Source organism: Mucilaginibacter koreensis (assembly GCF_054783355.1).
In genome coordinates, this window is record NZ_BAAGQS010000001.1 from 1259671 (window position 1) to 1284708 (window position 25038).

Genomic DNA, 25038 nt, shown 5'->3' on the forward strand with positions numbered 1-25038 from the left:
CATTTACTCAAAAAGCTGTTGATTTAAGTCTTTAAATGTGGTTTTCTTGCGAATAAAGAAATCCACAATGATACTGCCCTTGTACAAACCTTTGGACGACTTCAAATTTTTAGGTGTCAGTCGGCTGCCTTTCTTAAAAATGGAGGCTACAAAGCTTTGATGTGCCCGGCTTACAGCCCAGGCATCTTTTCGCTTGCCTTCGGTCATAAAACGTATCAGAGCCAAAAAATCAAGAAAAAACAACCGGGTGCTTATCTTTAGGATGGATTTACCCAAAGGCAAATTATTCCTTAACAGCAACAAGTTATTACGAAAATTCAGATATGTTTTAAACGGATTCTCAGTATTCAACGTACCGCCGCCTACATGGTAAACGGTAGATTCGGCGCAATACATAACTTTGTAACCCATGTTCTTCAATCGCCAGCAGAGATCAATTTCTTCCATATGAGCAAAGAACTGTTCATCAAAGCCGCCGGATTGCTTCCAGTATTTACTTTTAATAAAAAGCGCGGCTCCTGATGCCCAAAACACTTCGCCCGACTGGTTATACTGACCATTATCCTGTTCAACCTCATTAAAGATCCGGCCGCGGCAAAAAGTATATCCGTAAGTATCCATAAAACCGCCGGCAGCACCGGCATGTTCAAAGCTGTTTTTATCAGCGTAAGACTTTATTTTAGGCGCAGCTACGGCAATCTGCCCGTCACTTTCCATCAAGCTGATAACCGGTGCTATCCAATTAGGGGTAACTTCAATATCGGAGTTTAACAGTACATAATAATCAGCTTCCACCTGCTCCAAAACCCGGTTATAGCCCCCAGTAAACCCATAGTTTTCGCTGTTGACGATAAGTTTAATTTGGGACCAATTTTCATTCAGATAATTTACAGAGCCATCCGTGGAGGCATTATCGCCTACAACTATCTCTAAATTTGGCCAATCGGACGCCGCAACGGATGGCAAAAACTTTTCAAGATATTTCTGTCCGTTCCAGTTTAGAATAACTATAGCAACCTTAGGTAAAAAAGTACTCAATGCAGATCCTCCGGCTTAAATTTCCACCTCCGGTGCGACCACAGCCAATATTGTGGCTCATGTTTAATCACCTCTTCGAGGTAACGCACATGTGCATTGGTAATTTCGTATTCAGCAGTTTGTTTAGGCTCAGTAAACATGGGCACAAATGTACATTTATAATGGCCTCTTTTTACCTGCCTCACATCACAAAAAACCACTTCACTACTGGTTAATTTGGCCAGCTTTTCCACTCCTAAAAATACAGCAGTGGGCTGATTTAAAAATTTGGTAAAATATTGAATTTCTGAATAAGCAGGCGTTTGATCACTTAATAAAACCGTAATGGTACGTTCGTTTTTGTATTCCACCAGTTTGCGCATAGTGCTTTTCATAGGCACCAACGTAGCGCCAAAACGCGAACGCATCTTTTTAAATAAATTATCGAAATAACTGTTAGATAATGGCTTATATATGATAATCCGTCGCTCATCAAATAATAAACTCAGACTTAATGCATTAAGCTCCCAGTTGCCATAATGCCCCAAAGCACCTATCACACTTTTGCCTTTCTTAAAAATATCGGTAACAACTTCGGGGTTTACAATGTGAACACGTTTAATGACTTCTTGCCTCGAGATGGTCAGCATTTTTATTGTTTCTACCATCAAATCGGCCAAATGACGGTAATATTTTTTTGCAATAGTTTTGTGTTCACCATCTGTTTTCTCCGGAAAAGCTTGCCTCAAATTTTCTTCTACCACTTTGCGCCGGTAACCGGTAACATAATAGAGTAAAACATAAAGTACATCGGCAATGAGATACAACAGCCAGAAGGGTAAAAAGGAAACCAAATAGAGCAAGCCAAAACCTAATACAGAAAACCCTTTTTTTATCATTATTTTCGGCGGTCAATTAAGGGTTACAAACATAAACATTATATATGAGTGATAAAGGTGCTGTTTTTCCGATGTTCTACCTGCCACCGGTTGAGTATTTTGCGAAGCTGAACCAGTATAAACATGAGGTACTGATTGAACGTGAAGAACACTTTCCGAAACAAACGTATCGCAACCGGGCAAGCGTTTATTCGCCTGATGGCATGCTCGATTTAGTGGTGCCTGTAGTTAAAGGTTCAAAAGTGCATACAAAGGTAAAAGATGTAAAAATCAGTTACGATTTCAGGTGGCAGCGTTTGCATTGGATGAGCCTGCAGGCCTGTTACCGCCGCTCGGCTTACTTTGAATTTTACGAGGATGATTTTGCGCCTTTTTACGAACGCCGATTTGACTTTTTATTTGATTATAATGAGCAGTTATTCAACCTTATACTTAAGTCAATAAAATTAAAACCTCAGCTCAACTACACTTCTGATTTTCAATCTGAATATTCAGACTTGCAAGATTTTCGGCAGTCCATTCATCCAAAAACAGAAGCCAGCTTTGAACAAAAACCCTACTTTCAGGTTTTTGAAGAGCGCAAAGGTTTCCTGAAAAATCTAAGTATCGTCGACTTACTTTTCAATCAGGGCCCGCAGGCAATAAACTATCTGTAAATGAGAACTGGAACTAACCGGATAAAGGCAAGACATGTAAAACGTATGGGTAATGTGGGCGATAGTCCCGGCACCATCCGCATTGCTGAAAATTCACTTAAACCGGTTATCCATATTTACTCTTACAATACCCAAGAATGCCTGGAAAGCAAGGGCAATGATATCTCTGTTATCCTGCACCAATTAAAAAAATGCACCGAGCATACGCATTGGATAAAAATAAACGGTTTGGGCGATGCTGATTTGTTTGAGCAGTTGGGCGAGTTAATGAATATCAACAAATTGGTGTTGGAGGATATCACCAACCTGCACCAGCGCCCTAAATATGATGAGTATGAGGGTTATATATTTGTGACCAGCCGCATCATTAAACTTACATCGAGCAAGGAGTTGTCCAATACCCAATTCTCAGCCATTGTTAAAGACAACATTATACTTTCTTTTGAAGAAACCTACGATAAGCACTTTGAAAGCGTTGAAGGGCGCTTACAGGCCGGTAAAGGCATCATTCGTACTGGTGGGCCTGGTTATATGTGCTATGCACTTACAGACACAATCATTGATGAATATTTCGTAATTCTGGCCGATATAGGCGACTCGCTGGACGAAGTGGAAGACCGCCTGTATGCCAGTGCAGATAAATCCATTATGTATGATGCCCAGCATCTTAAAAGAGCTACCATATTGATGCGACGGGCCTGCTGGCCGGAGCGCGATAAAATAAATGATATGCTGCGCAGCGATAGCCCGCTCATTACTGCCGAAGTCAAGCCATTTTTACGAGATGCTTACGACCACTGCATACAGATTATGGATTTGGTGGAAAGTTATAAGGAAATTACCTCAAGCATCATTGACTTGTACCTGTCAATGGTAAGCAACCGCATGAACGAGATCATGAAGGTGCTCACCATTATTTCAGTCATCTTTATTCCGCTCACCTTTATTGCCGGCATTTATGGCATGAACTTCTCACGCGAGGATCCGGTAACCCACCGCGTGATGCCAGCCAATATGCCTGAATTGTACAGTCCGCATGGTTACGTTTACGTAATTGGTGCCATGCTGCTGGTAGCAATTCTGCAAATAGTTTTCTTCTGGCGCAAAGGCTGGTTCAAAAACCTATAGCTTATTTATATTCTGGCTTCAGGTATGCAGACATAGCTTTCTCAAATTTTTTCACTTTGGGTTGCGAAACGCTTGTCAGATATGGGTTATCACCTAAATGTGCCCTGTAATATCCCTGATGATATTTTTCGGCCGGATAGAAAACCTTAAAAGGAACAATTTGAGTAACTACTTTACCACTGTAGTGTTTTGACACATTTACCTTAGCCACAGCCTGCTCAAGCATGGCCTTCTCCTGACCATTACGGTAAAACGCGATAGAACGGTAATCGGTTCCCTCATCAGGCCCCTGGCGATTTAACGTAGTAGGATCATGCGCAAAGAAAAAACCTTCAGCTAATGTTTCAAAATTCAGCACTTTAGGATCGTAATAAACCTGCACAACTTCTGCATGTCCGGTGGTACGGGTGCAAACGTCATCGTAGGTTGGATTCACGTTAGTGCCGCCAGCATAACCGGATACCACTTTATGTACACCTTTTAACTCGCTCAGCGCCTGGCTCATGCTCCAGAAGCAGCCTCCACCAAATGTGGCTACGGCTTCGCCTGTGGCAGGCTTAGGTACAGATGCAAAATTGGTTCTTGAAGTTTGTCCGTTGGCACAGCTGTACATCAGCATAATGCCGGCTATATAAAAAAATAACTTTTTCATATCAGTACTTACGTAAACGGTTGCTACCTGGTATGCACCTTGGCTTTAATTGACATTAAAATGGTATTTAACCCGTTGGTTTTCATTTCATAAACCGTACCTAATTGCATACCGAGCTTTCCTGGTGGCAAGCCTTTCGAATAAAGCCATTCCAGGTAGTGTACAGGCAAATCACAAATCAGTGTTCCCTTGTATTTGCCATAGGGCATGCGGCTGGTTACAGCCTGTATCAGCACCTGGGTATCGGGTTGTATAGGTTCCATGCGGCAAAGGTAGTAAAGCTATGCTGCCTTACCCCTTTGCTTTTTAATTTGCCTGCCAATAGCAAAACCAGCCAATGCCCCAGCCAACCCTACCCAAACCTTAAACTTAGTGCTGGTTTTAAATGGTGGTATATAATAAGTACCATCTTCATTGGCCCGGGCCGATTGCTTCACATATCGCCCACTGCCCGGCATCGCCATTTTTTCGAAATGATCGGCCAGATCCTTCAAAGCCTCTGTAGCTTCGCGGCCACGCATTACCGGACCATGGCCACTGGCAATAATCCTTGGCTCCAACGCCGCTAATTTGCGTACCGAAGCCGCTGCCGCAGGCCAGTTGGTGGTAAAATACATGGGCGGGCCAGATAACTTCTTGATGTTTGAGGTAGCGTAGATAGCCGACTCCACCTTAGTGGTCACAAAAGCATCACCGGCAATCAAGGTAGTATTCAGGGGTAAAAACAATGAGATATGACCTGGCGCATGTCCAGGTGTGTGAATTACTTTCCATTCAGGCAACTCGGGTATTCCTTTTTCCATATCAATTGCTTTTACCCTGCTGCCCAAATCAAGAGGCTCGCGGCGGAAAGCCACTGATAAAAAACTCATGATGCCGCCACCCACACTAAAATCTGGCGGTGGGTAAGCCGACTTTCCGGTAAGGTAAGGTAATTCCAGTTCGTGCGCATATACAGGCACATCCCACCTTTTTAATAAAGCTTCGAGGCTACCGGTATGATCACTGTGCCCATGGGTTAAAACTATGGCACTGGGCTTGGTTCCGGCACCAAATAACGACTCGGCCATGGCAATAATTTTGTCTTCCTGCCCTTGTATGCCGGTATCAACCAGTACCCAGCCTTTTGGAAAGCCCCGGCGGTTAGCGATGATAAACACATTTACGAACAGAATTTTCATGCCCCAAACTCCCTGGGCTACCTGAAAATATTTAGGATGGTTAGTTGTACTCATAGATAGATGTATACAGCTTTATATACAACTACTTTAAACAGATGGTTTTAACTATTGGCAATAACAGTGAGTTAAATGCTTTATTTACACCTGTCCGCTATAAGTTACTTATGCTTTGGTAAACACAAAGCCTGAAGTGGTGTTATTAAATTTCACCACTTAACGATACTTATGGAACAAGAATTTGAAGCGATACTTACCGGCTCAGACAGTCAGATTGAAGGCAACGTAGTACGTACCAATGCCGATAACTTTGGCGACGTGTATAAATTTACTTCCTTCGATGGTTCACTTGAACTGGTAATTGCAAAAAATGAAGGCACTAATTGGGAACGAGTAGCAGGCACAGACCCCTACTTTTCTGGTTGGGTGGATGAATTAGCCGAGCAAATTGAATCTAACAAGCAACAAATTATATAATGGAACAGCGGGCAATAGGAAAAACGGATATTAAGGTAGTTCCCTTTATGTTCGGCGGAAACGTGTTTGGCTGGACAGCAGACCAAAACACTTCTTTTACATTACTGGACGCTTTTATTGATTCGGGCTTTAATTTTATTGACACGGCCGATGTGTATTCCGCATGGGCACATGATGGTATCGGCGGACAATCGGAGACTGTAATTGGTAACTGGCTGAAACGTAAAGGCGGCCGCGATAAATTTGTTTTAGCTACTAAAGTTGGCAAACCGGTTGAACCAGGTAAAAAAGGACTTTCGGCTAAGTATGTCAAACAAGCCGTTGAAGCTTCTTTGAAACGATTGCAGACAGACTATATCGACCTTTATCAATCGCACGATGATGACCAGGAAACACCTTTGGAAGAAACATTAGGTGCGTATAATGATTTGATTAAAGAAGGCAAAGTACGCATAATAGGTGCTTCCAATTATTCAGCCGAAAGGCTGGCTGAGGCGCTGAAAGTAAGTGCAGCGCATCAACTACCTGCTTATCAAACACTACAGCCCGAGTACAATCTGTATGACCGGGAAGATTACGAAAAGAACCTGGAAGCTGTTTGTACTGAAAATGGGTTGGGCGTGGTTACTTATTTTTCATTGGCCAGTGGTTTCCTAACTGGTAAATACCGCTCAGAAAATGATTTGAACAAAAGCAAGCGTGGTGGCGGTATCAAAAAATACCTGAACCCACGTGGTATGGCTATTTTAGATGCCCTGGATAAGGCGGCTCAAGAATACAATGTTACCCCGGCAGCCATTGCGTTGGCGTGGGTTATAGCACGGCCAAGTATTACTGCTCCAATTGCAAGCGCGACCACTGTACAGCAATTACATGAATTGGCGAAAGCAGCAGAAATTAAACTGAGCAGCGAAACTATTAATGCTTTGAATACAGCAAGCGCTTATTAATTAACCTTTTATCAATAAGAAAGGCTGCTCTTTGGAGCAGCCTTTTTCGTGTGTTATATAGAGGAAAGGGAAAATAAGCAATTACATGCCGCGCTGGCGGAACATTCCGTTCTGGCGGTTATAGTTAGGGCCATTACTATCGGCAAAGCGCTGGCGTGGGCCATTGTTGCCACGCTCGCCGCCTTGGTTGTTTGAAGGGCGACCATATTGACCATCGCCTTGTTGCTGGCCACCTTGCTGGCCTCCCCAATTGTGGTTACCACCTTGCTGGCCGTTACCCCAGTTACCGCCTTGATTATACTGACCACCTTGCTGAGGTTGAGGCGCTGGCTGGCCCTGATTGTACTGGCCGCCTTGCTGACCTTGGTTTCCGCGGTTCCAGCCACCTCCGTTATTGCCTTGGTTATAGCCACCTTGTGGTTGCTGGTTTGGAGTATTGTCATAACCTCCTCCATTGTATCCGCCGCGGTTGCCTCTGTCGTAACCTCTGTTGGAACGATTATAATCACGGTTTGAACGATCAAAGCCTCCATCAGGACGCCCCCAACCACGATTCACCTCTACACGATGGGCAAAGCCATCCCGTTCAAACCGGTTGTCGTAACCACTTCTCCAGTTTGGATTGCCACCGGCAAAACCATTATAACGGCTGCGGTAAACATCGTGTTGCAGAAACGGACGGCGGCCCCTGATCTCATAACGACGGGCAGAACGCCAGTCAAAGTCGCGGAAGCGGCCAGGTAACTGAGGGGCGCTTACCCAGCGACTGCCATTCATGAAATAATACACATGCTCAGGAACACAGTAATAAGCATCGGCATCAGGCAAATAATAGTAATCATCTGCATCTGAGTACTGCACATCTGCAACAGGTGCAGGTGCATAAACAGGGGTACCAAAATTAAATCCTATATGTAACCGAACTTGTGCATCTGAAGCTTTAAAAGCTAAACCTGCTAAAGCTAATGTGGCGAAGAATACAGACTTTTTCATATTGTTTATTTTGATAATATGACGCTGCAAACAAGTAAAGGTTTAAACATATAAACCAATATTTCATTATTAATATTACAATCAACATAATATTTTAAAATACACATCTTATTCAAAACAAAATGCTTTGGTAACATTTTAATGAAGCGAATTTTTATAGCAGGAAATAATTAAATTTGGTTAAAGAAATTGCAGTTGATTAACTGCAACGCTTTTCAAGAAAATATCTACCCATTATTAACTCAAATTGCATGAAAACTAAAGTTTTACTTAGCTCATTTTTGCCCCTGGCAGCACTTGGCCTAATAGTGCTAAGGCCGCAAACCGAACACGCACCGCTGCCGCGAACTCATAACCATAACAAAATTGCAATAACGGCCGACCCTGACAATGCTGGTTTAACACTGCCAGCAGGTTTTGGAGCATTGGTGGCTGCTGATGGCACAGGGCGGGCACGCCATATTGCCATTACCCCTACCGGCGACGCCTATGTTAAATTAAACCGTGTGAAAAATGGCGGTGGTATTGTTTACCTGCATGATGCCAATGGCGATGGTAAGTATGAGGACGTGAAAACGTTTGGCAATTTTGGCGGCACCGGTATGTATATAAAAAATGGTTACCTGTATGCCTCATCAGATACAGAAGTTTTCCGTTATAAACTCGATGCACAAAACCATGTCATTGATCCCGAGCATCCTGAAAAAATTGTGACCGGCCTAATTAACCGCCGTCAGCACGAATCTAAATCTATTGTATTGGATAATGCCGGAAACCTGTATGTGAATGTAGGCGCTTACTCAAACTCCTGCCAGGTAAAAGACCGTGAGCCAGGTTCAATGGGACAAAAGGGCTGCCCTATTTTGGATTCGGCCGGTGGCATCTGGCAATTCAAAGCCGATAAACAGAATCAGACCTATGGTGATGGCGTACATTATGCCAGAGGCTTGCGCAATGTGGTTGGTTTGGACTGGAACCAGCAGAATAACCAGCTTTTTGTAATGCAGCACGGCCGCGATCAGTTGCATGACCTGTTTCCGCAGTATTATACCGTACAACAATCGGCCATATTACCTGCCGAGTGTATGTATGCTATTAAGAAAGGCGACAACGCCGGTTGGCCTTATATGTACTATGACCAACAGCAAAACAAAAAAATGCTGGCTCCTGAATATGGTGGTGATGGAAAAAAAGAAGGCGGGCAGGATGCCATTGATCCGGCTGCTGCCTATCCCGGCCACATGGCACCTAATGGTTTGTTGTTTTACACTGGCAATCAATTTCCTGAGAAATACAAAAATGGTGCATTCATTGCCTTCCATGGTTCATGGAACCGTGCACCAGAGCCGCAGGCAGGTTTCTTTGTTGTATTCCAGCCCTTTAAAAACGGCAAGCCAGATGGCAAATGGGAAGTTTTTGCTGAAGGCTTTTCAGGCGGCGCACAGCAAACTGCATCAGGCCGGGCCGAACACCGTCCATGTGGCTTAGCGCAGGGACCGGATGGATCCTTATATGTAACTGATGACAGCAAAGGCACCATTTATCGTATTGTTTACAACAAAAAATAACGGATGAAAAAATATAGCTTTATAGCGCTTTCTTTATTGCTAATCTTATCTTCAGGTTTATGGGCGCAAAAAACACAGCATAAAAAGCCGGTAGCAAAAACAAATGCTGCCGGAGCAGGCAATGTGTCAATGGCGAACGGTAAAGCCCTATACCTGAAATATTGCCTCACCTGCCATCAGGCGGATGGCGGTGGTGTACAAAATATGAACCCGCCCTTGATTAAAACCAGCTACGTACTTGGTGAAAAAGCGACGTTAGTTTCCATTTTGCAAAATGGGTTTAAAGAAGAGGTAGAAATCAATGGAGACACTTACTCTAATAACATGCCGTCTTTTAGTTATTTAACCGATAAAGAAATAGCAGACGTACTCACCTATGTACGTAATAGCTTTGGTAACAAAGCCAGTGCTGTTTCGGTAAAGGAAGTGACGACGATCAGACCAAAAGTAAAAAAGTAAGCTGATATAAAACACAAAAGCCGGACTGTTGTGAAGCAGTCCGGCTTTTGTGTTTTATGTTGAGAATTTATTTTCTAAATAAAGGTGCGGTAGATGATGTATGTTGAATGGAAGCTGCGGCAGCTTTTATCCCTTCTATTTCGTAATGATTCATGAGCTCTTTTTCAGATATAATTACGCTAAAGTCATCAAATTTTATCCCATCTTCATAAGGATATAAAGTATAACCGCGTTTAATTGGGTCATAGTGGCCTAATTCATATATCTCGTCTTGGTGTCTGCTTTTAATGCGGGCACCGGTAACCAATTGGTAAGCGTCTTTAATTAAGTTGAATGCAGTGTTTTTCATAGTGCATTAGCTTGTACAATTATGTTGCCATAATTGAAACTTAATTAACTAAACCATAAAAATAAATCATTTTGGGTTAATACCGATTTTTGATCATGAGATAAATCCTTAATTATTACTCCATCCTGCATGTGTAACAGGCGGTTACCATAGGTAAATGCATCTTTTAAATTATGAGTGATTAAAATTGCGGTCAAATTGAACTTTTTTATCAATTCATCGGCCGTTTGCATCACAATTTGAGCCGAACGTGGGTCTAATGCAGCACTGGGTTCATCCAAAAGCAAAATCTTACAGTCAGCCATTACACTCATGAGTAAGGTAAGTGCCTGCCGTTGCCCTCCGGATAAGGATCCCATCAACTGGTCTGTTTTATTTTCAAGCCCCATACCCAACGTCGCAATCCGCTCCTGCACCTCTTGCTTAAACTTAGTATTAGTGCCAACGCTTAAACCTTTATGTTTCACGCGTAAGGCCGCCAGGCGAAAGTTTTCCAGTATGGTTAACTCTGGGGCGGTACTACTTAGCGGATTTTGAAAAACTCTGGCCACCCATCGGCTACGCTGAAAGTCTTGCAGACGATTTACCTCGTTTCCTTCTATTATTATCTCACCTCCCGATGGGCGGATGTTACCAGCAATCAGATTAAGCAATGTAGATTTACCGGAACCATTGGCCCCTACCACCACTACATACTCCCCTGCATTGATATGGAGGTTTAGCTGATGAATAGCTTTTACCTCATTGGCCCTGCCGGCATTAAATATTTGGGTAACGTTAATTAATTCAATCATGCCGGTTGATGAGTTTTAATTGTGGAAGCCCAACAAATAACAAAACCAAGCCAGCCGTTACTAACTTAATTAGATTTGCATCTACTCCTAAACTTAGTGTAAAGGCTAATGCTAACCGAAATACAACGGCACCTAACATAACGAGTATCAAGCTTGTACTTATCGATCTCAGTTGCAAAAAGTTGATTATCGTCTCAGCAATAATTACCGACCCTAATCCTACAATTACAATTCCGATACCCATATTTATGTCGGCAAAGTTCTGAAATTGCACCGTGAGGTATCCGCTTAGCGCGGTTAGGGCATTGGCTAAAGCCAGCCCGGTAATTTTCATCCGGTCAGTGCTTACACCCAAGGCCCTGATCATGCTTTCGCTGCTACCGGTAGCACGCATCGCCAGGCCAAAATCAGTTTTTAGCAGGTAACATAACCCACCAATAAGTACCAAAACAAACAGCATTAACATCAACAGCGTATTCGCATTTGCATCAGCTGATATATGGATTACATTGAAAACAGATGCAGTATTCAACAGCGGAATATTGGACCTTCCTGCAATCACTAAATTAACTGAATATAATGCTGTCATGGTTAAAATGCCGGCAAGCAAAGCATTAACTTTTAGTTTGGTGTGAATGAAACCCGTTATTGCTCCGGCCAGTGCACCGCTCAGTACAACTAACGGTATGATCAGCCAGGCGGATGTTTGCTTGGTGAGCAGCACTGCCGTAACAATACCACCAAGGGTGTAACTACCATCGGTAGTGATATCAGGAATGTTAAATATTTTCATGGACAAATAGATGCCCAATGCCAGCCCGGAAAAGCAAAGTCCTTGTAGTATAGCGGTCAGGTAAAAATCCATTATTGAATAGCCTGAAAGTTTGAAGGTACAGTGATGTGATATTTAGCTGCCGCACCCGGGTTGTACACACGCTTTCTGATTTTAACCATTTCAGGTTTCAGTCCATCGGTTTTGTGTGTTTTCAAATATTGGGCCGCCTGTAGGCCGGCTTGATATCCCCACTGGTAAATATCTGCACCAAAAGCTGCTACAGCACCACGTTGTACCAAGCCTGCTTCACTGGTGAATACGGGTACGTTTTTATCATTACAGCTTTTTAATATAGTTTCAAACGCTGCAAACACAGTATTGTCCGGATTGGCAAAAAAAACATCAATATTTTTCTGTAACAGGGCTTGTGTTACCAATTGTGCATCGGCAGATGAATTTAAAGGTAAAGCTACCACATATACATTCATACCTTTAGCCAATTGCTGGATACGCCCCAATGCATCTGCCGATTGTGGTTCAGATTGATTATAAATCATTCCTACCCGCAGCTTTCGACCATTTACTTTGAGCATGGCCGGAATTAGGGCAAATGAAGTATCTATGTAATTCAAATCTTCAACGGCGCCAAACAGGTTGGCCGGTGCTTTACCATCAGCCCCGATCACTTTCATGCGCTGGGGTGTAGGTGATACCATTTCGAAGATGGGAATAGTTTTGGTGTTCTGCACTGCAGTTACTGAAGCCAGCGTAGTACAGGTAGCCAACAGTGTTACCTTATCGGCCACAAAATTATTTACAATTTGAGTGAGTGTTGGAATGTCTCCCTGTGCATTCTGATATTTTATCTCAACACTTCCTTTAGCTTCGCTAAATCCGTTTTTGGCTAAAGCATCAGTAAACCCCTTACGGGCCTGTGCAATAGTAGCATCTTCAAAGGCATCTACAAATCCAACTGCAGGAACATTGCCTTTGTTCTTTTGTGTATTTGATTTACAAGCGTTTAGTAGTAATACGCTTGTCAGCACCATTATAAAAATCCTAAACTTCATGTGGCTAAAATAACCATTTCAGATACAAAGCGGTTTGCGAATGCATTTGTTTAAGCAAACTTTTACCTTCAAATCACTATTTTAGTCGGGCATGATACCTTTAATCTCCAAACTCCCGCAAACCGGTACTACCATATTTACCACCATGTCAGCATTGGCAACAGAAACCGGCGCCATCAATCTATCACAGGGCTTTCCGGACTTTGATTGCGATCCCGCCCTTACCTCACTTGTTAACCAAGCGATGCAAAGCGGCTTAAACCAGTACGCCCCAATGGCAGGCTTGACTGTTTTGCGTGAAGAGATTGCAAAAAAGATGGAAAAATTGCATCAGGCAGTATATCATCCCGATACGGAGATTTCCATTACGGCCGGTGGTACGCAGGCAATATTTACGGCGATAAGTGCAGTCATTCACCCTAATGACGAGGTGATTGTTTTTGAACCCGCTTATGATTGCTATGCACCGGCCATTAAACTAATGGGCGGCATTGTCAAATCTTTGGAACTGGAACCTCCCGAATATAAAATTCCATGGCAGATGGTAAAGCGTTTGATTAATGCCAAAACGAGAATGATCATCCTGAACTCTCCACATAACCCTACGGCCACCGTATTGAGCCGCCAGGATATAGATGAGTTGACAGCCTTGGTAAAAGATACAGATATTTTAATATTGAGCGATGAAGTATACGAGCACATTATATTTGACGGCTTGCAGCACGAAAGCATGGCACGGTATACCCCCCTACGCGAGCGCAGTTTTATAGTGGCATCATTCGGAAAACTACTGCATACCACAGGATGGAAAATTGGTTACTGCCTTGCTCCTGCTTATTTAATGACAGAATTCAGGAAAATTCATCAGTATTTAGTGTTTAGTGTCAATACCCCAATGCAGGCCGGTATTGCTGCTTACCTTAAAGACGAGCGGACCTATTTGCAGCTTGCAGCTTTCTTTCAAGAAAAACGGGATTACTTTAAAAAAGGATTAGAAGCCACCCCTTTTCAACTTTTACCCTGCAGCGGCTCTTACTTTCAGTCGGTAAGTTACAGGCAGCTTTCGGACGAAAAGGATAAAGATTACGCGCTGCGATTGGTTAAGGAAGCTGGCGTGGCTACCATTCCGGTATCGGCCTTTTATACCAAAAACACCGATCATCACGTTATTAGATTTTGCTTCGCCAAAAAACAAGAGACGTTAGACAAAGCACTCGAACGATTGCTTTCTGTTAAAACCTATTGATACTTACTTACGTAAACCCATACTTATCAGCCGAAACTTTATGGAGAATTTAAAAATCACAGTATTTCAGGGACATTTATTTTGGGAGAATGTTGACAAAAATCTGCAAAATATTGGTTTGCGCTTATCTGGCTTACGCACCAAAACAGATATCATTATTTTACCAGAGATGTTCAGTACAGGCTTCACCATGAGTGCTGAAAAGTTGGCCGAACCCATGAATGGCAAAACCATGCAATGGATGCAGCAAACTGCCAGTAAGTACGGATGTGTAGTAACCGGCAGCATTATCATTAAAGAGGATAACAGATTTTATAACCGCCTCATTTGGATGCGTAGCGACGGCACCTTTGAGCACTATGATAAAAAGCATCTGTTTACTTTAGGTAAAGAGCCCGAGACCTATACAGCCGGAAATCAGCGGCTGATTGTTGAGCTCAATGGATGGAAGGTATGCCCAATGGTTTGTTATGACCTGCGCTTTCCGGCATGGCTGCGCAACAACCACCAGGCATACGATTTATTAATTATTGTAGCCAACTGGCCTGAACGCCGCGCGCTGCACTGGCGTTCATTACTGCCCGCCCGCGCCATCGAAAACCAGAGTTATGTTGTTGGAGTAAACCGGGTTGGGCATGATGGTAACCAGGTATATCACTCCGGAGATTCTACCTGCATTGACCCTAACGGCAATGTGATTTATTACAAGCGCGATGAAGAAGACCTCTATACTTTCACCATCAGTGCTGAAGAATTAATTAAAACACGCCGCTATATGCCATTCCTGAAGGATGCGGATGATTTTACATTTACGGAATAATATTTGTGCTCAGGTAACCTTAAGTTAAGCTGCATGTAGTAATATTGCAGCTGTTGCGTTACAGTTACACTGATAATGAAAATTAATCTGAACCTCAAAAGCCATAACTATTATTTTAAAGAGATTTTAGGATTTCTTTTCCTGCTGTTTGCTATCTACTTCATACGCAATCAATCATCAGAATTGAGAAATATGGGCGGTGTGCTAACAAGCAGCCGCATCAGCTGGATTGGCATTGGCCTGGCGCTGACCATTTTTTACATTGCCTGCCAGGGGCTTATGTATGTATACAGCTTTAGAACAGTTGGTGCGAAGGTAGATTTATGGAATTGTACCAAGCTTTTTCTTAAACGCAATCTCATCAGTGTATTTCTTCCTGGCGGCGGGGTAACATCGCTTGCTTTCTTTACGCGTGATATAGAACGCAGGCAGGTGAGTAAAACTAAAATCAACTTTGCCTCTTACATTTATGGTTTTGTAGGCATATTCACTGTCTTTTTGGTCGCCATACCGGTCATTATTTACCTGGTGCTTACTAACCAGCATTTTTCTGGTGAGCTATGGGCTTTCGGTTCATTAGGTGTGTTGATCATTATTTTAGGCTGGGGCACTTACTCATTACTTACCAAAGGCTGGGTATACCGGCTCATTTCCCGTTTTAACCCCGAGCTTGAACTGATCTGGACGGAAATACAAGCCGATGCGTTTTCTGTCCGCTATTTTATTTATACCATTCTTGCTTCATTACTAATAGAATTGATTGGTATAGCACATTTGATGATTGCTATGCTGGCCATAAATAAAGGTGCCAGCTTTGAAGCTGCGGCTATTGGCTACACCGTAGCTACGCTCTTTCTTATTATCTCACCCTTTTTGCGTGGAATGGGTGCTATAGAACTGTCTCTAACCATTCTGCTCAAAAATTATGGCTTTTCTACCACCGAGGCCGCCGCTATTACGTTGTTATACCGCTTATTTGAGTTTTGGCTTCCGTTGGTTGCGGGTATATTCAGCTTCGTTTTCAACCGGGGTAATATTTTGCTGAGGGTATTGCCGGCTTTTTTGCTGTTTGGCTTGGGCGTGGTTAATATTATTTCGGTGCTTACACCGGCCATTCATAACCGTTTAGAAATTTTAGAGCGTTTTTTACCACTGCAGACCATTAACCTATCCAATTATCTGGTGTTGCTCTTTGGTATTTTGCTCATCATTACCTCCGCCTTCCTGATCAGAGGTTTACGTAATGCCTGGTACCTTGCGCTGGCTTTATGCGCGTTTTCACTGATAGGTAACCTAACCAAGGCGTTTGATTATGAGGAGGCGCTGTTGGCATTAGTAGTTATTATTGCGCTGGCACTTACTCACCGTCAATACTACATCCGCACCAATCGTAAATTGCAAAGCCTCAGTTTAGGCGCTGCCTTGTGGATTTTTGCTGCCGTTACTATATATGGTATAGTAGGCTTCTACTTTTTAGACAAACGGCACTTCGGTATTGATTTCACGCTGACTGAATCTATCGCCAATACCTTTGATAATTTCATCCTGCTCAACCCGGAAAACATTGAGCCCAAAACTCGTTTTGGACATTTATTTCTGTATTCTATCAATCTTTTCGGCTTGGGTGCTATTGCACTTATTTTCTATTCATTCATCAAGCCGTACTTATTCGAACAGGAAATTGATGAATCGGAAATGGAGAAAGCCAGGTTACTGATTGAAGAATACGGTAACTCTCCGGTTGATTACTTTAAAACCTATCAGGACAAACTTTATTTCTTCTCTGAAAAGCAGGAAGCCTTTATCGCTTATAAAGCTGCCAATAATTTTGCCATTGTTTTAGAAGAGCCCGTATGTGAAAATAACACACGTATAAAAACAATAGTAGTGCGAGAGTTTGAGCGCTTTTGCCGGCAGCAGGGCCTAAAACCGGCCTATTACCGCATAAATGCTGAAAGCATAGATTTTTACGAACATCAACGAAAAAAATCGATGGTCATTGGACAGGAAGCGGTATTGGATTTAAGCACTTTTACTTTAGAAGGTAAGGACCGCAAATCAATGCGTAATGCCGTGAATAGCTTAACTAAAAAGGGCTTTACCTCTAAAGTTTATGAAGCGCCTATTAAAGATGGCCTGTTGCAAAAGTTAAAAGTAGTGAGCGACGAGTGGCTGCAAACCACTGACCGCGAAGAACTGGTGTTTTCTCAGGGAATGTTCGACTGGGATGAGTTAAAAAATCAAACCATCATTACCCTTGAGAATAGTGATGAAAAAGTGATTGCATTTTTGAATGTAATACCCGACATGGTAATCGGTGAAACCACTTACGATTTAATCCGGAAAACGGCTGATGCCCCCGGCGGCAACATGGATGTGCTGATAATTGAGTTGATTAATTATAGCAAGGCAAAAGGCTTTACCCACCTCAACTTTGGGTTAGCGCCAATGTCGGGTATTGATAAGGCGCGAGACCTGCCCGAGCGTACCATTAAGTTTGCTTACGAGAAGATTCAGCAGTTCAGGCATTATCGTGGGCTGCGCGATTTTAAAGAAAAGTTTAACCCTGACTGGCATAATAAATACTTAGTGTACGAAAATCATTACGATTTGCTGCAGTTACCGGGCGCCATCGCTAAGGTAATGAAGCCCTGACATCAGATTTCTGCAACTTTTTATACACAATACCACGTAAAACAAAGGGTCAGCGATTTTCGGCCTGCAAATTGATTAACAGAAGGTATTGCTGATTTTGACAATCTAAATCGGCAGATAATGATACCTGAGTTGATAATGTTACGGTCAGTTGTTTGCAGTATATTCATGATGATAATGGTAGGTGGCTTCAGCACTACTACAGGAGGAGTTAGTCGCCATAATAAGGCATCTGCTTCAACTGTGCGTTCTGCGTCTGTCTTCCGTGCAACTTCTTTTTCATCTGCACCTATGGAAACTGAACTTCCTGTAAACGAAACCCTTCCGGCCAAATCAACAGAGAATAAGACGTTGGTTTTTATGATTTCAGGTGATGCCGGCTGGACCAGTTTTGACCAGGGCAATGCCGACAAATTTGCCAGCCAGGGAATGCCTGTAATTGGTTTAAACGCCCGTAAATATTTCTGGAACAAAAAAACGCCGCAGCAGATCACTGATGATGCCTTGCGTTTAATTGAAAAATATACCGCTGTTTGGAATACAGAGCACCTGATTTTGGTTGGTTATTCTTTCGGCGCCGATGTAATGCCTTTCATATACAATCGTCTGCCCGAAAATGTGCGCAGCCGTGTCAAAAGTATTGGCTTACTTTCGCCATCTAAAAGTACCGATTTTAAAGTCCATTGGCTGGAAATGTTGAGCATTGTCACCCTTAAACACAAATACAATGTGCCCAGTGAAATCGCAAAAATTAAAGATGTGCCCGTGGCCTGCTTTTTTGGAAAACAGGAACAAGATATATCGGCAAGCCTTTTGCCCGAAAGCTGCAACATTGTATATGTAAACGGTGGCCACCGTTATGAGAACAGTTTTGCGGCTATCTATCAGAACATTGTAAAATAGGGTAAAAACAATGTATTTTGCGGCAGTGTATCATGCACTATCACAAATATGAAGCTTTCAGTTACTTCCGCATCAGCTTTAATTTTGCTGGTGCTGTCTCAGGTTGTTACAGCTCAAAAAACAAAAGATTATACCCGCCTGGTTAATCCATTCATCGGCACGGGCGGGCATGGGCATACGTATCCGGGTGCAACCACTCCATTTGGTATGGTGCAATTAAGCCCTGATACCCGGCTGGAAGGCTGGGACGGCTGTTCGGGTTATCACTACACCGATACGGTAGTTTATGGCTTTTCGCATACCCATTTAAGCGGCACCGGTATACCTGATTATTGCGATGTATTGTTCATGCCAACTACCGGGGCTCCCCGTTTCAACAACTCCGAATACAAGTCACCCTTCAGCAAAAAAGATGAAGAAGCATCTCCGGGCTATTACAGAACTGTATTAAGGAATGGCAACATCGAAGCTGAACTTACCGCCACCACAAGGGTTGGCGTGCATCGGTACCACTACTCATCTACCCAACAGGCTAATATTATTATCGACCTGAAGCACCGGGATAAAGTACTCGATTCATGGATTGAAGTTGTAAACGATCATGAAATCCGCGGCTATCGCCGCTCACAAAGTTGGGCGCAGGATCAGCATGTATATTTTTATGCTAAATTCTCGAAGCCATTTAAAGCTCTAACTAATAACAACAACCAGTTACAGCCTTTGCAGCAACTTAAAGGCACAGACGTAAAGCTATGCCTGCAATTTAATAATCCGGGCGAAGTAATTGCCAAGGTAGGCATCTCGGCGGTAAGTGCAGAGGGTGCGTTAAAAAATCTGGACACTGAGGTACCCGATTACAACTTCAAAAAGGTTCAGCAACAGGCTAAAGCACTATGGAATACCGAACTTTCGAAAATCCAGGTCGAAGGCGGAGGCCCAACGGCAGGCCAGCAGCGCGAAATGCAACAGGCCGACAATGTGTACCGTACCAAGGCCAAGCAAAAATCAACTCCTGTTGATTATGCTAAGCGCAAGCAAACTATATTTTATAGTGCGCTTTACCATACCATGCTGGCGCCCAATATTTATAGTGATGTGGATGGAAAGTACCGCGGTATGGACCAGCAGATACATACCGCCGAGGGGTTTAACTATTATACCGTTTTTTCTACCTGGGACACCTTTCGTGCCGAACACCCCTTGCTGGCTTTGATTGACCGTAAACGCACGTTAGATTTTGTAAAGAGCTTTTTAGCCATGTATGAGCAGGGTAACTTGCTGCCCATTTGGCCTTTGGCTTCAAACGAAACCTACTGCATGATCGGTAATCACTCTATTCCAATTATAGTGGATGCCTACAGCAAGGGCATTACCGGCTTTAATGCCGAAGAAGCGTTGACAGCTATGAAGGCTGCAGTAAACCGCAATCAATTTGGCTTAGCTGCTTACCGCCAATATGGGGCAGTACTGGCCGATGTAGAACACGAGTCGGTATCAAAAACTTTGGAGTATGCCTATGATGACTGGTGCATTGCACAGATAGCCAAAATGCTGAAACACGAGCAGGATTATAACGAATACATTAAACGTGCGCAGTATTGGAAAAACGTGTTCAATACCCAGAACACCTTTATGCAGGCCCGCCTGAATGGTGGATGGTACACGCCTTTTGAACCCACCGAAATTAATAATAATTACACAGAGGGCAATTCCTGGCAGTATACTTTCTTTGTTCCGCAGGATGTGCAAGGCTTGATTACGCGCATGGGCGGAATAAATAATTTTGAAGCCAAATTAGATGAGCTGTTTACTACCAATGCTAAGCTTTCGGGCCGGCAGCAGGATGATGTGACCGGCCTAATTGGTCAGTACGCTCATGGCAACGAACCCAGCCATCACATTGCCTACCTGTATAACTTTACCAATAACCCAGACAAAACACAGTTTTACGTCAATAAGATATTAAATGAGGAATATACAGATCATCCCGACGGACTGGCGGGTAACGAAGATTGTGGCCAGATGTCGGCTTGGTATGTAATGACCAGTTTAGGCCTGTATAATATTGCCCCCGGGCAGCAACAATTTCAAATCGGGCTACCTCAGTTTGATAAAGCTACTGTTAAATTAGAGAATGGCAAAGCGTTCATTATCAGTAATGCAGGAGCTTCGGTAAGCCGGGATAATGTTTACTTGCAGGGCATGAATTGGGGCAAAAAGCCTTACAACAAATTATTTCTGAATTATGCTGATTTCAGCAAGGGCGGCGAATTAGAAGTATTTACAGGTCGCTTGCCTAATAAAATTTTCATGCAGGAACTGGAAAAACCGACATCTAAAATTACAGACATGCCCATCGTGAGCAATCCCTACATGGTAGCGCCTTCAGCAAGTTTCAGGCAGCCTGTACAGATAGAAATCAAAAGTGATGAAGATGGTGCTGGCTTGTATTATACCACCGATGGAACAAACCCCACAGCAAAATCAACACCGTACACCAAGCCTATTACTATTGTAAACAGTACAACCATTAAAGCGATTGCTGTTAAAGATGGCATAAGCAGTTTCATTGACTCCGCACATTATTACAAAATTCAGGATAACATAAAGCTTATGTTAAACACCGCTTACCTGCCTAATTATGCAGCACAAGGCCGTGAGTCGCTTATTGACGGTATTCGTGGTACAACCAATTGGCGCTTAGGTAACTGGCAGGGTTTTCAGGGCAGAGATTTAGAAGCGATAATTGATTTAGGCGAACTCAAAACGGTGAAAGCAGTTAGCCTGGGCACCTTGCAGGACAGCCGTGCATGGGTGGTGTTCCCGCGTGAAGTGCAATACCTTCTCTCCATGGATGGCACCCATTTTAAATCTGCAGCTACGGTTACCAGCAAAATTGATATAAATGATTTGGAAGTGAAATTACAGGAATATACCGCCAGATTAAATACCACCGCCCGCTACATCAAAGTGATTGCAAAGCAATATGGACCGCTACCCAAATGGCATGAAAGCCAAGGCAAGCCCTCTTATATTTTTGCAGATGAGATTACAGTAAGATAATCACAAATCGCCCATTTAAACAATATCCAAACGGGCGATTTGTCATTTCAGAATTATTCTGCTTGCAACTGCTTTTTAATTTCCTGAAGTTTATCGGCTTCATCTTTCGGCAATTCGGGATATCTAAGCTTTAAGTTTTTGAGCGTATGCAGAATGATACTGGAAATAGCAATCCGGGTGAACCATTTTTTGTCAGCCGGAATGATATACCACGGGCTATCTGGTGTAGCTGTTGCACTAATAGCTTCTTCATAAGCTTTCATATAGTCTTTCCAATGATGTCGCTCGGCAATATCTGCTGATGAAAATTTCCAGTTTTTGGCCGGGTCATCTATGCGTTTGATAAAGCGCTCCTTTTGCTCATCGGCCGATACATGCAGAAAGAACTTAATAATGGCTGTACCATTGGATATCAGGTGGTCTTCAAAATTGCAGATGCTTTGATACCGCTTTTCCCAAAACTTCTTCTTCACATCGTCTACCCTAGTAATACCAGGCAGGTTTTCCTTCAATAAAAACTCAGGGTGAACTTTCGTTACCAACACGTTTTCGTAATGCGATCGGTTATGTATACCTATACGCCCGCGCTCGGGTAAAGCTTTGTAATGGCGCCACAAAAAATCATGCTCGTAATCTTCGGTGCTGGGTTGTTTAAAGCTATATACCTGGCAGCCTTGTGGGTTAATGCCCGACATGCTATGGTCAATTGCACTGTCTTTACCAGCAGCATCCATCGCCTGAAAGATGATAAGCAAGGCATATTTATTGGCGGCATACAGTTCGGTTTGCAGGTCGGCAATCTCCTTAATCATGTCATTCAGCACCTCTTCAGCATCTTCTTTTTGGTAATCGGCGGTGTATGCAGTATCGTAATCCTTCAGCAAAAACTTTTTGCCATCGGTCACTTTAAATTTATCAATCAAATTTTTCATAGATATATCTGCCTGAGTTTGATAGTAATTAAAATTTATCTGTTAAAATTGCGTTGGAACAAATTATAATCAGGTTATGATTTGCTCTCATAAATTCACATATTTACCCAATGTTTAAACGTATAAAGAACCCCATCTTAAGGTACTTTGTTATATTTATTTATTTTATAATCATATTTTTCTGTTGTATCGAACTCAATTTCCTGGGATTGTTCGGTTCTCTGCCTACTACAGAAGAAATCAAAAATCCAACTCTTTCTGTTTCATCCGAGGTATATTCGGCCGATGGCAAGTTGCTGGCCAAATACTATAAAGAAAACCGTTCGCCGGTTGATTATAAAGACATCTCCCCTAACTTAGTACATGCGCTTGTAGCCACCGAAGACGTTCGTTTTTATAGCCACAACGGCATTGATTTCTACGGCTTTGTTACCAGTATGGTATCTACAGCTAAAGGTGAACGCCGCGGGGGCAGTACAATCACCCAACAGTTGGCCAAAAACCTGTTTCAAACGCGAAAGAAAAAATCACAGGGTATTATAAGTCGTATACCCGTAATTAAAACCGTGGTGTACAAGTGCAAGGAATGGCTTACCGCGCTTAAAATTGAGCACAATTATGATAAAGCTACTATTTTAACCATGTACCTGAACACGGTGCCGTTTAATAATAACACCTTCGGCATCAAAACGGCTACTCTAAAATATTTCAATACCAATCCTAATAAAGTTACTGCCGCACAGGCAGCCACTTTAATCGGAATGCTGAAGGCTACCACTACTTACAATCCTATCCGCAATCCGGAACGCTCATTAGAGCGGCGGAATGTAGTTTTAAGCCAGATGCAGAAGTATGGTTATCTGAACAAGGCAGAATATACATCAAACACCCAGCAGCCCTTAAACCTTGACCTGACGCATAACGACATTGGTGAGCAAAACGACACTTATATTAAACGTGCGGTAGAAAAGTGGTTGGAAAAATGGTTAAAAGCCAATGATTACGATTTGTATGAAGACGGCCTGAAAATTTACACCACTATTGATTCGCGCCTGCAGCAATACGCAGAAGAGGCTGTTGCCGACAAGATGAAAATGCTGCAACGCCGCTTCAACAACATTTGGAAAGGCAAAAACCCTTGGCGCGATTCGAAGGGCAACGAGATAGTTGATTTTATATTAAAAGCCGAGCAACGCCTCCCTATTTATAATGTACTCGATAAAAAATATAATGGTGATACCACTCAAATTCAGGCCTACTTTAATAAAAAGAAGCGCATGAGAGTGTTCACCTGGAAGGGTGAGCAAGACACGACTTTCTCCAGTGTGGACTCTATTAATTACTACGCGCGTATTCTGAATACCGGTATGATGACTATTGAACCATCATCGGGCAAAATAAAAGTTTGGGTGGGTGGTATTGATAACAAGTATTTTAAATACGACCACGTTAACCAAGCCAAGCGGCAGGCAGGTTCCACCTTTAAACCTTTTGCTTATTTAACTGCTTTAGATAACGGCTTTAGCCCGTGCGATAAGTTTACAGACAAACCGGTATCCATTAAATACATGGATAAAGGCAAGCCAGATGTTTGGGAACCCAACAACGCCGATTTTCATTTTTCTTACCGCGAAATGTCATTACGCTGGGCCATGGGCAAGTCGGTAAACTCCATCACAGCCCAGTTAACTGAGCAGGTAGGTTGGGACAAAGTAGTAGATTATGCCCACCGCTGCGGAATTGAGAGCCCGCTTAAAGCAGTGCCATCAGTTTCATTAGGATCAAACGATGTATCGGTATATGAAATGGTTCGCGCATATAGCACATTCTTGAATCATGGCCGCAAGATTGAACCGCTATTGGTGACTAAAATTACCGACCAGGATAATAAAACGGTTGAAGAATTCACCTTGAAACAACAACAAGCCATCAGCGAAGAAACCGCCTGGTTAATGTTGTATATGTTCAGAGGCGGAATGGAAGAACCAGGCGGCACCTCGCAAGCGCTATGGGAGTACGACGACCTTTGGAAAGGCAACAACCAGATTGGTGGTAAAACCGGAACATCATCTGACTATGTGGACGGCTGGTATATGGGCATTACCAAAGATTTGGTTACCGGTATATGGGTAGGCGCTGATGACCGGAGCATCCACTTCAATTCATCAGAATCAGGCGAGGGATCGCATACGGCATTGCCGATATTCGGCGAGTTTATGACCAAAGTTTATGACGACCCAAAATCAGGTTATACTTACGGGCCGTTTCCAAAGCCCTGGGTGAAAATTACTAAAACTTATATGTGTCCGTCGCCACGCATCTCAACCCGTAGTGATTCATCATCAACAGATAGTTTGGATACCTCAGTTAGCGATACCACAGCGACGCCACAACCTGAGCCAACTGAGCCGCCGCCTGCTACCACCACACCTCCGCCGGTAAACCAACAGTAAC

At 43.0% G+C, this 25038-nt stretch carries 23 protein-coding genes; 12 read left to right on the forward strand and 11 right to left on the reverse strand.

Annotated elements, in window-relative coordinates; translation table 11 throughout:
• Positions 1 to 3: 3 nt before the first annotated feature.
• Entirely contained in the window at positions 4 to 1038 is a 1035-nt protein-coding gene (locus ACYVNW_RS05640; protein WP_460678870.1) for a glycosyltransferase family 2 protein, read from the reverse strand.
• Positions 1035 to 1916 (reverse strand): lysophospholipid acyltransferase family protein, encoded by an 882-nt coding sequence (locus ACYVNW_RS05645; protein ID WP_460678871.1) that lies wholly within the window; start codon positions 1914 to 1916, stop codon positions 1035 to 1037. The genes ACYVNW_RS05640 and ACYVNW_RS05645 overlap by 4 nt, the downstream gene beginning before the upstream one ends.
• Before the next feature lie 44 nt (positions 1917 to 1960).
• Here ACYVNW_RS05645 and ACYVNW_RS05650 point away from each other — a divergent pair, with 44 nt between their 5' ends.
• Together ACYVNW_RS05650 and corA are read left to right on the forward strand one after the other, a co-directional pair.
• Entirely contained in the window at positions 1961 to 2572 is a 612-nt protein-coding gene (locus tag ACYVNW_RS05650) for a WbqC family protein (protein ID WP_460678872.1), read from the forward strand.
• Positions 2573 to 3700, forward strand: a complete 1128-nt coding sequence (corA, locus tag ACYVNW_RS05655) for a magnesium/cobalt transporter CorA (RefSeq protein ID WP_460678873.1) — start codon at positions 2573 to 2575, stop codon at positions 3698 to 3700. It begins immediately after the preceding gene.
• 1 nt (position 3701) lies between these two features.
• On the opposite strand, the gene msrA is transcribed toward corA, so the two are convergent.
• The 3 genes from msrA to ACYVNW_RS05670 are packed head-to-tail and all read right to left on the reverse strand — an operon-like array spanning position 3702 to position 5587.
• Entirely contained in the window at positions 3702 to 4352 is a 651-nt protein-coding gene (gene msrA / locus ACYVNW_RS05660) for a peptide-methionine (S)-S-oxide reductase MsrA (RefSeq protein ID WP_460678874.1), read from the reverse strand.
• Positions 4353 to 4375: 23 nt separating this feature from the next.
• A complete protein-coding gene (locus ACYVNW_RS05665; RefSeq protein WP_460678875.1) occupies positions 4376 to 4615 on the reverse strand; it encodes a DUF3820 family protein in 240 nt (79 codons plus the stop codon).
• 18 nt (positions 4616 to 4633) lie between these two features.
• A complete protein-coding gene (locus ACYVNW_RS05670; RefSeq protein WP_460678876.1) occupies positions 4634 to 5587 on the reverse strand; it encodes an MBL fold metallo-hydrolase in 954 nt (317 codons plus the stop codon).
• 171 nt (positions 5588 to 5758) lie between these two features.
• On the opposite strand from ACYVNW_RS05670, the gene ACYVNW_RS05675 reads away from it, so the two are divergent.
• Both ACYVNW_RS05675 and ACYVNW_RS05680 read left to right on the forward strand, forming a co-directional pair.
• On the forward strand, positions 5759 to 6007 hold the full coding sequence (locus ACYVNW_RS05675; protein ID WP_460678877.1) for a hypothetical protein: 249 nt from the start codon (positions 5759 to 5761) through the stop codon (positions 6005 to 6007).
• A complete protein-coding gene (locus ACYVNW_RS05680; protein ID WP_460678878.1) occupies positions 6007 to 6957 on the forward strand; it encodes an aldo/keto reductase in 951 nt (316 codons plus the stop codon). Before ACYVNW_RS05675 ends, ACYVNW_RS05680 begins: the two co-directional genes overlap by 1 nt.
• An 81-nt stretch (positions 6958 to 7038) precedes the next feature.
• Here ACYVNW_RS05680 and ACYVNW_RS05685 read toward each other — a convergent pair whose 3' ends face one another.
• Positions 7039 to 7950 (reverse strand): hypothetical protein, encoded by a 912-nt coding sequence (locus ACYVNW_RS05685; RefSeq protein WP_460678879.1) that lies wholly within the window; start codon positions 7948 to 7950, stop codon positions 7039 to 7041.
• A gap of 251 nt (positions 7951 to 8201) precedes the next feature.
• Between ACYVNW_RS05685 and ACYVNW_RS05690 the strand changes: the two genes are divergently transcribed.
• Positions 8202 to 9518, forward strand: coding sequence for a PQQ-dependent sugar dehydrogenase (locus ACYVNW_RS05690; RefSeq protein ID WP_460678880.1), 1317 nt, complete (start codon positions 8202 to 8204; stop codon positions 9516 to 9518).
• Positions 9519 to 9521: 3 nt separating this feature from the next.
• Entirely contained in the window at positions 9522 to 9977 is a 456-nt protein-coding gene (locus ACYVNW_RS05695) for a c-type cytochrome (RefSeq protein ID WP_460678881.1), read from the forward strand.
• Positions 9978 to 10044: 67 nt separating this feature from the next.
• Here ACYVNW_RS05695 and ACYVNW_RS05700 read toward each other — a convergent pair whose 3' ends face one another.
• Genes ACYVNW_RS05700 through ACYVNW_RS05715 form a run of 4 tightly spaced genes read right to left on the reverse strand, consistent with a single transcriptional unit; the run spans position 10045 to position 12965 of the window.
• Positions 10045 to 10326, reverse strand: a complete 282-nt coding sequence (locus tag ACYVNW_RS05700; RefSeq protein ID WP_460678882.1) for a hypothetical protein — start codon at positions 10324 to 10326, stop codon at positions 10045 to 10047.
• Positions 10327 to 10370: 44 nt separating this feature from the next.
• Complete coding sequence (locus ACYVNW_RS05705; protein WP_460678883.1) at positions 10371 to 11120, reverse strand: ABC transporter ATP-binding protein; 750 nt, start codon at positions 11118 to 11120, stop codon at positions 10371 to 10373.
• Positions 11113 to 11985, reverse strand: coding sequence for an ABC transporter permease (locus ACYVNW_RS05710; RefSeq protein WP_460678884.1), 873 nt, complete (start codon positions 11983 to 11985; stop codon positions 11113 to 11115). Before ACYVNW_RS05710 ends, ACYVNW_RS05705 begins: the two co-directional genes overlap by 8 nt.
• The gene (locus ACYVNW_RS05715) at positions 11985 to 12965 is read right to left on the reverse strand and encodes an ABC transporter substrate-binding protein (RefSeq protein WP_460678885.1); all 981 of its coding nucleotides are present in this window, start codon (positions 12963 to 12965) and stop codon (positions 11985 to 11987) included. Before ACYVNW_RS05715 ends, ACYVNW_RS05710 begins: the two co-directional genes overlap by 1 nt.
• 91 nt (positions 12966 to 13056) lie before the next feature.
• On the opposite strand from ACYVNW_RS05715, the gene ACYVNW_RS05720 reads away from it, so the two are divergent.
• From ACYVNW_RS05720 to ACYVNW_RS05740, 5 genes are all read left to right on the forward strand, one after another.
• A complete protein-coding gene (locus ACYVNW_RS05720) occupies positions 13057 to 14211 on the forward strand; it encodes a methionine aminotransferase (RefSeq protein ID WP_460678886.1) in 1155 nt (384 codons plus the stop codon).
• Between the two features lie 40 nt (positions 14212 to 14251).
• On the forward strand, positions 14252 to 15031 hold the full coding sequence (locus tag ACYVNW_RS05725) for an amidohydrolase (protein WP_460678887.1): 780 nt from the start codon (positions 14252 to 14254) through the stop codon (positions 15029 to 15031).
• A gap of 75 nt (positions 15032 to 15106) precedes the next feature.
• Complete coding sequence (locus ACYVNW_RS05730; protein ID WP_460678888.1) at positions 15107 to 17686, forward strand: phosphatidylglycerol lysyltransferase domain-containing protein; 2580 nt, start codon at positions 15107 to 15109, stop codon at positions 17684 to 17686.
• A gap of 291 nt (positions 17687 to 17977) precedes the next feature.
• Positions 17978 to 18589 carry an AcvB/VirJ family lysyl-phosphatidylglycerol hydrolase gene (locus tag ACYVNW_RS05735; RefSeq protein WP_460678889.1) on the forward strand — a complete coding sequence of 204 codons (612 nt, stop codon included), beginning with the start codon at positions 17978 to 17980 and terminating at the stop codon, positions 18587 to 18589.
• Positions 18590 to 18637: 48 nt separating this feature from the next.
• Positions 18638 to 21652, forward strand: a complete 3015-nt coding sequence (locus ACYVNW_RS05740; RefSeq protein ID WP_460678890.1) for a GH92 family glycosyl hydrolase — start codon at positions 18638 to 18640, stop codon at positions 21650 to 21652.
• 53 nt (positions 21653 to 21705) lie between these two features.
• Here the strand turns inward: ACYVNW_RS05740 and ACYVNW_RS05745 are convergent, their stop codons facing one another.
• Positions 21706 to 22584 carry a polyphosphate kinase 2 family protein gene (locus ACYVNW_RS05745; protein ID WP_460678891.1) on the reverse strand — a complete coding sequence of 293 codons (879 nt, stop codon included), beginning with the start codon at positions 22582 to 22584 and terminating at the stop codon, positions 21706 to 21708.
• A 110-nt stretch (positions 22585 to 22694) separates the two neighbouring features.
• Between ACYVNW_RS05745 and ACYVNW_RS05750 the strand changes: the two genes are divergently transcribed.
• Positions 22695 to 25037 carry a transglycosylase domain-containing protein gene (locus ACYVNW_RS05750; protein ID WP_460678892.1) on the forward strand — a complete coding sequence of 781 codons (2343 nt, stop codon included), beginning with the start codon at positions 22695 to 22697 and terminating at the stop codon, positions 25035 to 25037.
• Position 25038 lies beyond the last annotated feature (1 nt).